Source organism: Acinetobacter sp. YH12227 (assembly GCF_013417785.1).
Taxonomy (GTDB): domain Bacteria; phylum Pseudomonadota; class Gammaproteobacteria; order Pseudomonadales; family Moraxellaceae; genus Acinetobacter; species Acinetobacter gandensis.
Genome location: NZ_VPDH01000096.1, coordinates 1 through 10,304, shown reverse-complemented (window position 1 = coordinate 10,304; position 10,304 = coordinate 1). Strand labels below are relative to the sequence as shown.

Below are 10,304 nucleotides of genomic sequence, written 5' to 3'. Positions count from 1 at the left end.
CAAGAGATGCGATGGATGTCTGGTGATTTGTAGTCATAAATTTTAGTCCCCACTTGTTTTTAAGTGGGGACTAAATTAAGGCTTATAGGATGAATTCATAAGGTGTGTTCAGCGGACGCTTACGTTCTGTCGACTGTGGAATTGCATTTAACAAACGCTTGGTATATTCATGTTGCGGACTCTGATACAAGACATCAGAGTTAGCAATTTCAACAATATCACCATGATTCATTACCATAATTTGATCTGAAATATATTTCACTACAGATAAATCATGCGAGATAAATATATAACTTAAGCCAAATTCATCTTGTAAATCTTGCAGTAAATTCAAAACTTGCGCCTGTACTGATACATCAAGTGCAGAGACAGATTCATCACAAATCAAAATTTCAGGTTTTAAAGTTAAACAACGCGCAATCGCAATCCGCTGACGTTGCCCACCTGAAAATTCATGCGGATAACGATAAAAAGCTTGTGCTGGTAAACTCACACGTTCGAGTAAATCAAAAGCCATTTGCTCACGTTCAGCATCATCTTTACCAATGTTATGAACCAACATCGGCTCCATCAGTATTTGGCCCACGGTAAAGCGAGGGTTTAATGATGCATATGGATTTTGGAAGATAATTTGTATCTTGCGCTGATACTGATTAAATTCTTTCTCACTCATCGACAAAATATCTTTGCCTTCAAACAACGCCTGTCCACCTGTCGCTTCTTGCAAACGCATCAACAATAAGCCAATCGTAGTTTTTCCTGAACCAGACTCACCAACCAAACCTAGAGTTTTACCTTTCGCAAGCTGAAAAGAAACGCCTTTGACTGCTTGAAATTCGTCTTTACCAAACAGACCTTTACGACTATAAAACGATTTTTTTAGATCTTTAACATCTAAAATAATCTGCTCATCTCCTGTTAAACCACGACTGCGTTGGCGTTTAGTATCATCTGAAAGATGCACATCTTCTATCAACTGATCACCATTTTGACGCATGAAATCACTAATCATCGGCAACTTTAAAGGTCGTTCTGACATTTGTGGGCGGCACTTGAGTAAGGCACGAGTATAAATATCTTGTGGATTTTCTAACACTTCCGTGACAGTGCCTTGTTCACGAATTTCACCATGCCGCATTACAATGACTTGATCTGCAATTTCACCTACTAACGCCAAATCATGTGTAATGAACAGCATCGACATTTCACGCTTTTTTTGCAGGGTTTCAAGTAAATCTAAAATTTGTTTTTGAATTGTCACATCAAGTGCCGTGGTTGGTTCATCTGCAATGAGTAACTTCGGTTCACATGCAATTGCCATTGCAATCATGACACGCTGTTGCTGTCCTCCCGACATTTGACTTGGATAAGCATCAATTTTTGTTTCAGGTGAAGGAATACCAACTTCTTTTAACAGTTCTAAAGTTCGAGTACGTGCCTGCTTACGTCCCATACCCAAATGCAAACGTAGAACCTCTGCAATTTGATCACCAACCGTAAATACCGGATTTAATGAAGACATGGGTTCTTGGAAAATCATCGCAATATCCTTACCACAGATAGCGCGCATCTCACGTGGTGACAAACTCAGTAAATCTTTTCCCTCAAACAGAATTTTACTCGATTCATCAATACGGCTTTGCTCTTTGGGTAACAGACCCATTGTCGCCAAAGAGGTGACCGATTTACCACTACCTGACTCGCCAACGAGCGCTACTGTGGTATTGGCAGGAATATCAAAAGAAATTCCTTTTACAGTCTCAATATAGGTTTTATTTTCGCCCTTAAAACTCACTTTGAGGTTTTTTACACTCAGGAGTGTCGGCTTAACAGATTGATTTTGCTCAGTCATCCTCTACCCCTTATTTTATTTTTGGATCTAATGCATCACGTAATGCATCAGTAAACATTGAAAAAGCGGTAACCAATATAGCCATCGCTACCGAAGCAGCAATCAATTGCCACCACTTACCTAAAATCAGCTCACTTTGGGCTTCATTGAGCATACTCCCCCAAGACACTACGCCTACAGGAACACCAAAACCCAAGAAGCTTAAAATGACTTCAGACTTAATAAATGCCACAACCAAAATTGAAATTTGTACTAATGCAATATGACTAACGTTCGGGAAAATATGCACAAAGATACGCCTAAAATGACTTACCCCAATAGCCTTCGCGGCAAGTACATATTCACGCGAAGTATGTTTCATGTACTCAGCGCGAATTAAACGATACACCCCAGTCCATCCAGTGAGTCCCAAAATCAACACAATCGACATAATGCCCTTCTGTTGTAGGACAGCTGCAATAGCCAACACCAACAGTAAATATGGAATAGACGTGAAAATGTTGTAAAACCAGTTCAATATGTCGTCGACCCAACCACCAAAATAACCGGAAATTGCACCAAGTATCGTCCCAATCACGACTGCCAATAACGCAGCAACAACCCCAACAATAATCGAGGTTTCAGCTCCTTTAATGGTCTTTTGTAGAACGTCTTGTCCCCACTTATCTGCACCAAAAAGTAACGTCTGCTTCAACTCGCTTTGTTGATCTAATAAATGCCCACCCAGTTGCTGATCTATCGCTTTCATATCTTCAGCTAACGGGTCTACAACACCATAATAATCAATTGCTGATGATTCACCCTTTCCCGCAGCGATTTCAGCATTCAATTCGGCAATCACATCTTTCAATGGATCTACAGGGTTTTCAGGTAATGCCTGTGCTGCTGTTGTTTCAACTTTTTTTGCAGCTTCTTGCGGTGCTCCCATAAATGTTGGTGGTGCGTAACTCTCAGCAACTTCTTTATTCCAGTTCGATGCAACTAAACCTGTCATCGACAAAACCAAAACAACGAAATAGCACAGCACAACAAATAGTGAAATCATGGCAATTCGATCCGCTTTTAAGCGACGCATTGCCAATTTCCACAAGCCCGTAGATGATGAAGGTTTAGATACTTCTTTTCTTTTAATTAAAGTCCCTAGCATATGTCACCTACTTCAACTGAACGCGAGGATCGACAATTTTATAAATCAAATCCGCTAGTAAGTTAAAAATCATGGTGGCTGCTGCAACATAAACCGTGATCGCTTTAATCACTGGGAAATCACTACGCTCTACCGCAATAATGACTTCACGACCAATTCCAGGAATACCAAAAAAACGTTCAATAAGAAAAGCACCAATCAATAATGCAGGCAAACTAGACATCACATCAGTGATAATTGGAATTGAGGCATTTCTTAAGACATGTACACCCAAGATGCGACTTTCACCGACACCTTTGGCACGCGCTGTCCGTACATAATCTTGATTTACTTCATCCAAAACAAAACTACGGTACAAACGTAAGGTTGGTGCAATACTCACGACCAACATAATTAAAATTGGTAGTAAGGCGTACTTGAAGAGGTTTTCACCAAAATTATCGCTCCAACCCTGTACCGGAAACCAACTCAATTGATATGCAAATACATATTGAAAAACAATGATATAAACCAAAATACTAATGGACATACCAATGGTGCAAAGCATCATGATCATACGGTCAGTCAAACTGCCTCGTACCGATGCCACAGCCAAAGCTAAGCCAATTGAAATAATAGTTTGTAAAATAGTAAGTGGAATAAGAATCGTCAGTGAAGGACCCAATCGGGTCAGAATAATATCTGACACAGACTCGCCTGTACTCCAACTTAAACCATAGTCAAAAGTCAAAATTTGCTTAATAAAAATCCACAATTGCACGTAATAGGGTTGATCGACGCCCAATTGTTGACGGATATTTTCAATTTGTTCGGGGTTCGACATTTTACCTGCCAAAATATATGCAGGATCGCCCCCAACCCAGTTAAATAGGAAGAATATAAGCAGAACGACACCCAACATTGTTGGGATCATCTGCCATATCCGTCGAATAATATATGCCAGCATAAGCGTCGTCCCTACTTAACTCGTTGACCTGTAATTTCGTCAAAGAAAGCTTTGTTATCGGGTTTACGACCTAAGAAGTCATGTACGATTTTTTCAGCTTCATATTGGCCACCTTGGGATAAAATCGTCTTGCGATAACGCTGACCAACTTCTGGATTATTGAGGTTGTCACCAAATGCAGAAAGCATGTCTAGAGCCATCACCTCAGACCACATATAACCGTAGTAACCCACCTGATAGCCGCCCATAATGTGGTTAAATTGCCCAGGGAATTCAGTCGTAGGCACGTATCCTAAAGCAGTTGCACCTTCCATCTTTTTCCAAACTTCTAAAGGTTGAACTTTTAAAGCATCGGTAGAATGTAAAGCCATATCAAACTGTGCGTATAAAGTTTGACGGGCATAATGCAAACCACGACCATAACTATGCACTGCATTTAATTTACTGATTAAAGCGTCATCAACACGAGGACATGCGGGTTTACAGTAGTTTGCCAATGTCGATAATGTTTCTTTGCGGCGTGCCCACTCTTCATACATCTGAGATGGTGCTTCAACAAAATCACGCTCTACAGAGGTGCCTGATTGAGATGCAAAACGTGTATTTGACAAGATGCCATGCAGTGCGTGCCCAAATTCATGTACAAAAGTTTCCAACTCATCACTATTTAACCCTTTACGGTTAAAGTTGGTTACCAATGCAGAAATTGGTTTACGATTGGTTAGTGTACTGCCACCTTTAACACCCCAAACTGCAGCATGACCATATTTGCCTTTGCGTGGATATTTATCGATATACAACCCACCTAGCATTTCACCCGTTTTTTTGTCTTTTACATCATAATATTCAACTTCATCTTGCCAGACATCGACTTTCGCCGGTTGGAAATCAATACCATATAAGTCAGATGAAATTGCAAAAATCCATTCCTGTGAAGCTTGTGTTGGGAAATAGTCACGAAGTTTCTCTTGATCTACTTCATACTTTTCTTTGCGAAGCTTTTCACTCCAATATGCTTCGCTCCAACGATTAATTTCAGCCTTTTCTACAGGTATTTTTAAAGTCTTCGCTTTGAATTCACGTAAGGTTTGTACTTCTTTTTTCTCAAGTGGAGCAACCGTTGCATGTACTTCAGAAAGGAATTTATTTACCGTTGCAGGGTCTTTGGCCATGCGATGTTGTAACACCCACTCTGCATAGCTTTTCTTACCGAATAATTGTGCAATTTCATAGCGTAAATCCATCGCTTGTTTTAATAAGCCAAGATTTTTTTCAGTACCACGGCGTGTAAATGCTGTTTGATAACGCTTACGCGCATCATCACTTTCAGCCAGTTCCATAAAAGGACGGTATTCAGGATACTCAAATCCTAATAAGTAATTGCCTTTTTCATTTTTCTTTAAACCTGAGATATAACTGTCAGGTAAACCCTTTAATTCGGCAGGTGTAAATTCAAGTTTTTCAGCATTATCACGTACATTACGCGCATATTCTTGTTCAATTTTCGCTAATTCATCAAAAATCGCTTTTAAGCGAGCACGCTTTTCTGCTGTTAACTGAACGCCAGTATTTTCAAAACTATCTAAAATATCCTGACGATATTTTTTTTCAATTTCATCATTTGTTTTTAATTTTTTAATTTGCTCATAAAGCTTTGGATTTTGAAAAACTGATGTTTGGAATTCGCTGATTTTAATTTCGCAATCTTCAGCGGCCTTACGCAAAGCTTCATCAGGGTCTACATTACTATAAAGTCCAATCGGTCCATAGAAATCTTCAAATTTTGAAAAGACTTGATCCCATTCGGCAAGAACTGGAGCCGCTTTTGCATTTTTCTTAATATCTTTTTGCTCAAAAGCACTTAAGTCATTTTGAATTTTTTTAATATTTGCATCACATAAAGCAGGAATATCTTTGGCTTGGAATTTTGGCAAAGTGCTACGTGTTGTATCTGCTGCATGAACGAGCTGACTACCACCCATCATTAACACACTCAGCGTGGTCAATTGCATAAAGTTGCTTTTCATAATTTCTCCAGTTTTATTCCATTTTATTTCTTAGGGTCAATATCGATGTACATCCATTCTGTTGCTAGAACAGGATGCTTTTTATAGCCAATAACACGCGGTTGAGACAAAACTGTTCTGTAACGTGCATAGTTAATTTGTACAGGCATGTATACTTCTAAAATTCGAGCCATTTTGCGATAAACAGCATTCCTTTCAGGGCCGGGCTTCATGCGCTGTGTTTGTTCATATAAACGATCGTATTCAGGTATTTTTGAACAACCATTGTTTGTCACGTTGATATTTTTGCCATAGAACAACTGCATAAAGTTGTCAGCATCAGGATAATCTGCAATCCAAGCTGAGGCTTTAAACATCGTTTTACATTGTTTTTCGGCTTTTAATGCTTCGGCAAAAGGCATAGATTTTGTGGTCATTTTGATGTTAATACCATCTAATGTTTTCTTCCAAAACTCACCAAGTTGCTGACTACGACTACTATTTCCTGACAGCGTCATCTCGATAATCAATGGTTTACCATTCGGCAATGTCCGCCATCCATCAGCACCAACTTTGTAGTTATAACGGTCCAACAATAAATTTGCGGCTTTAACAGAATAAGGAATGCTCGACTTATAGTGTGGATCAAAACCAGCAACGCCTAAAGGAATTGGCGCTTGTAATTTTTGTGCATCACCATTCATCAACACTTTAATTTGATTATCTGCCGAATAGGCCATTGCCATGGCACGACGTAAGGCAATTTTTTCTTTGCTAAAACCACCAACAACTGGGTTTTGCATATTCCAATAATGGTAATCAATGGATGGATCAGAGATTCGTGACATCTGGATGCCTTTCTTCTCTAACTCAGGCTTCAACTGCCCATCCTTTAAGGCTTGAACGGATAAATCACCATCTAAAACAAGTAGGTCTGCCTCGTTTTTTGCAAAGGTTAACCATCGAGACTGGGATTCTTCCATGACTTGTATATCAACGACACCAATTTGAGGCATTTGCTTGCCTTTCATTGCATCGACAATTTTTTGGTCTTGTGCAGTTGATGCTTTAAAGTTCCAAACAAAACCACGATAGTTCGGGTTCGCTTTTAAAATGATCCGTGAGCCGGGTGTCCAACGCGTTAAAATATAAGGGCCTGTTCCAACTGGTCTCCCCATTACAAAGCCCGCTTTGTCTCGATATTTTTCAATAACTTCACGTGCCATAGCCGATGCAGGTTGATGCGCTAACAACATTGGAAAATTTTGATCTGGCGCCTTTAAACGAATAACCAATGTATAACGATCAGGGGTTTGAAGCCCAGAAACCGGAGCATCATAGTTAAACTTTCCTGTTTTTTTTGCTTGTTCGAGGACTGCATCCATCCCCTCAATACGCCCATCTAACAACCAACTGTTTGGAGAACGTAGATTAGGATCTAGTAAACGTTTAAATGAGTAAGCGTAGTCTGCGGCTGTTAATTCACGTTTTTTACCCTTAAAAACTGGATCGTCAGCAAAATAGATCCCTTTTTGTAAGCGAATGGTATAGGTCAGGCCATCTGCACTGACTTGTGGCATAGCTGTAGCAGTTTTGGGAACTAATTTTGCAGGCGATGCTAAATAGTCATACGTAAATAAAGTTTCAAAAATTGAAGTATTAACGTGCGCCGAATACAGGTCATGTACGCCTACTGGGTCAAAACCTGTTTCCGCCACTGGAAAGATATAGCGCAGAACTTTATTTGGATCAGCAGGATTTTTTGCTTGAGTAAAACTGGTCGCTGCAAGCAACATCCCCCCAACTAAAAATGTCGTACCGAACGCTTTTAAATTAAGTTTCAAATTTTGCTTCATTTTTATCCCGAAAAATTATTATTTAGTTGGCTGAATATCTAGATATTGCCAGCTCGTATTCATCATAGGATGTGTTTTATAGCCTTGTACTTCAGCATGAATAAGCCAATTGCGTAAACGGGTTGAATGAATAATCCAAGGATTATCTGCTTCAATTTGTCGATTCATCCTTTCATAAAGAGGTGTTCTCTGCTTTGGCTGTAATGCTGTCGCTTGCTTATATAAGGCATCATAAGCCTTAGATTCATAACAACTTAAATTACCTTGCCCTGAGTTCGGCCCATATAACAATTGGGCGAAATTCTCACCCTCAGGATAATCTGCAATCCAAGCACCGCCCCACATCATATATTTACACTGCATCGCTTCTTTTAAATTATCTGCAAAATTACTTACTTTAAATTCAACTCGAATCCCTATCGCATCTAAATTCTTTTTCCACAACTCAGACTGGATTACAGACTTTGAGCTATTTTCAGTATTAATTTTGAGGGTTAAAGGCTTGCCATTTGGCAAATTTCGGTATCCATCTGCGGCCTTCTTGTAACCAAAACGATCCAGTAACTTATTAGCTAACAATGGGTTATATCCAATACTGCTCTTATAATTTGGATTAAATCCACTGACCCCTTCAGGTAAGAACATTTCAGCTTTAACTGCTTGCCCTTGGTATAACTGTTTAATAGATTCTGCTTGGTTATATGACATGCTAATTGCACGACGCAAAGCAATTTTTTCCAAACTTGTCCCACCTACAATAGGATCTTGCATATTGAACATGGTATAGGTGATTTCTGCGTCTTTGTTTGGATAAAGCTTGATTCCCTGCTTTTGCATATCAGGTTTAAGCTTATTTCCATCTAAAGCCTGAGGTACTGCATTTGATGTCAATTTATCAAAATTTAGTTGGCCAGTTTTAAACGCCAACCAACGCGATTGCTCTTCCTCAATGATACTGACCGAAACTTTACCAATTTGTGGCATTTTTTTGCCTGACATTTCTTTGACTAATTGGTTATCCCATGCAGTACCGGTGGACTTAAAATTCCAAACAAAACCACGATAATTTGGATTGGCAATCAGCTCAATTTTGCTACGTGGTACATATTTACTGATTTGATAAGGCCCAGTACCTACAGGATGCTGCGCAATTTTATTGCCATAAAATGCAACGACTTCTTTCGCTGTCGCACCAAAAGTGACATAAGCTAAGATATATTGAAAATTATAATCAGGTCGTGTGAGTTTTATTTGTAAAGTATATGGATCTATCGCTTTAAGCCCAGCGATCTGAGCATCATAGTTAAACTTTCCAGTTTTTTTGGCATTAGCAACAGCTTCATCACCACCTAAAATTTTGCCATCAATGAATGAGTAAGTCGGTGATCGATTAGCTGGATCAAGTATACGTTGAATTGAATAAATATAGTCTTGTGCAACTAGCTCGCGTTTCCTACCTTTGAATGCCGCATCATTAGAAAAGTATATGCCACGCTTAATTTTAAAGGTATAGACCTTACCTTCCTGCTCAATTTTTGGCATAGCCTCAATGGTATTTGGCACAAGAACCACAGGTCTAGCAAGATAGTCATATTTAAGTAAAGGCTCAAAAATCGCCTCAGCGATATTACCGCTGTAGTAATTATACGTTTTAACCATATCAAAGCCATCATCTGGAGCTTCGAAAGCAACATTTAAAACTTTGTTTGATTGTGCAGAAGCATTAACCTCCCCAATCATCCCTGTTGAAATTAATAATGCAAGGATCTCTATTTTAAATTTTCTAGTTTCCAAACCTTTTCCTTTCCGATGATTTTTTAATAATACAAAGCCGTAAGCTGACTTTAAACAAAGCCACCTTTACTAAAATAAATCTACCCAGTTTAAATTAAGTTTTAAACGGCTTTGTTGCACAAATCTATCTGTAAAGGCTTTTTCAGCGATATAATTTTCAAATGAAGAAGCCTACACACAAAATCTACCGCACAACCCATTGGCCCGCATATAACCGAGCACTCATGAGTCGCGGAAATATTGCCCTTTGGTTTGATCCTGCTACGCAATGGTATGCGCCATCAAAAGGCAAACAAGGGCGAAATCAAACCTACTCCGACGCAGCTATCCAATGCTGCTTAATGATTAAATCCTTATTCCGTCTGTCTTTACGTATGGTTACTGGCTTTGTGCAAAGTCTGATTAAACTTTGCGGATTAAATTGGACCGCACCAGATTACAGTACGTTTTGTAGAAGACAAAAGCATATTGATATTGCAATCAGCTACCAAAAAAGTAGCGATGGGCTGCATCTACTCGTAGACTCTACAGGCATGAAGTTTCTAGGTGAGGGCGAATGGAAACGCAAGAAACATGGAGCTGAATATCGTCGCCAATGGCGTAAACTACATATTGGTATAGATGCCAAAACCCTACAAATACGCGCTATTCAGCTCACAACCAATAATGTCAGTGATTCACAGGTGCTTGGTGATTTACTTAA

At 39.3% G+C, this 10,304-nt stretch carries 6 protein-coding genes and 1 pseudogene; 1 reads left to right on the top strand and 6 read right to left on the bottom strand.

Translation table 11 applies throughout. The annotated features are described in order from the left end of the window. Nucleotides 1-82: 82 nt before the first annotated feature. Genes FTV09_RS15805 through FTV09_RS15780 form a run of 6 tightly spaced genes read right to left on the bottom strand, consistent with a single transcriptional unit; the run spans nucleotide 83 to nucleotide 9,547 of the window. The gene (locus tag FTV09_RS15805; protein ID WP_180058850.1) at nucleotides 83-1,852 is read right to left on the bottom strand and encodes an ABC transporter ATP-binding protein; all 1,770 of its coding nucleotides are present in this window, start codon (nucleotides 1,850-1,852) and stop codon (nucleotides 83-85) included. A 10-nt stretch (nucleotides 1,853-1,862) separates the two neighbouring features. After that, nucleotides 1,863-2,999: an ABC transporter permease gene (locus tag FTV09_RS15800; protein WP_180058849.1), complete on the bottom strand. Its 1,137-nt coding sequence runs from the start codon at nucleotides 2,997-2,999 to the stop codon at nucleotides 1,863-1,865. Nucleotides 3,000-3,006: 7 nt separating this feature from the next. Continuing rightward, nucleotides 3,007-3,945, bottom strand: coding sequence for an ABC transporter permease (locus FTV09_RS15795; protein WP_067766101.1), 939 nt, complete (start codon nucleotides 3,943-3,945; stop codon nucleotides 3,007-3,009). Nucleotides 3,946-3,956: 11 nt separating this feature from the next. Beyond that, on the bottom strand, nucleotides 3,957-5,972 hold the full coding sequence (locus tag FTV09_RS15790; protein WP_180058848.1) for a M3 family metallopeptidase: 2,016 nt from the start codon (nucleotides 5,970-5,972) through the stop codon (nucleotides 3,957-3,959). Nucleotides 5,973-5,995: 23 nt separating this feature from the next. After that, entirely contained in the window at nucleotides 5,996-7,807 is a 1,812-nt protein-coding gene (locus tag FTV09_RS15785; RefSeq protein ID WP_180058847.1) for an ABC transporter substrate-binding protein, read from the bottom strand. A gap of 18 nt (nucleotides 7,808-7,825) precedes the next feature. Then, nucleotides 7,826-9,547 carry an ABC transporter substrate-binding protein gene (locus tag FTV09_RS15780; protein ID WP_180058851.1) on the bottom strand — a complete coding sequence of 574 codons (1,722 nt, stop codon included), beginning with the start codon at nucleotides 9,545-9,547 and terminating at the stop codon, nucleotides 7,826-7,828. A gap of 215 nt (nucleotides 9,548-9,762) precedes the next feature. Between FTV09_RS15780 and FTV09_RS15775 the strand changes: the two are divergent. Beyond that, nucleotides 9,763-10,304 (top strand): annotated as a pseudogene (locus tag FTV09_RS15775) (IS5-like element IS17 family transposase); the annotation flags it as partial.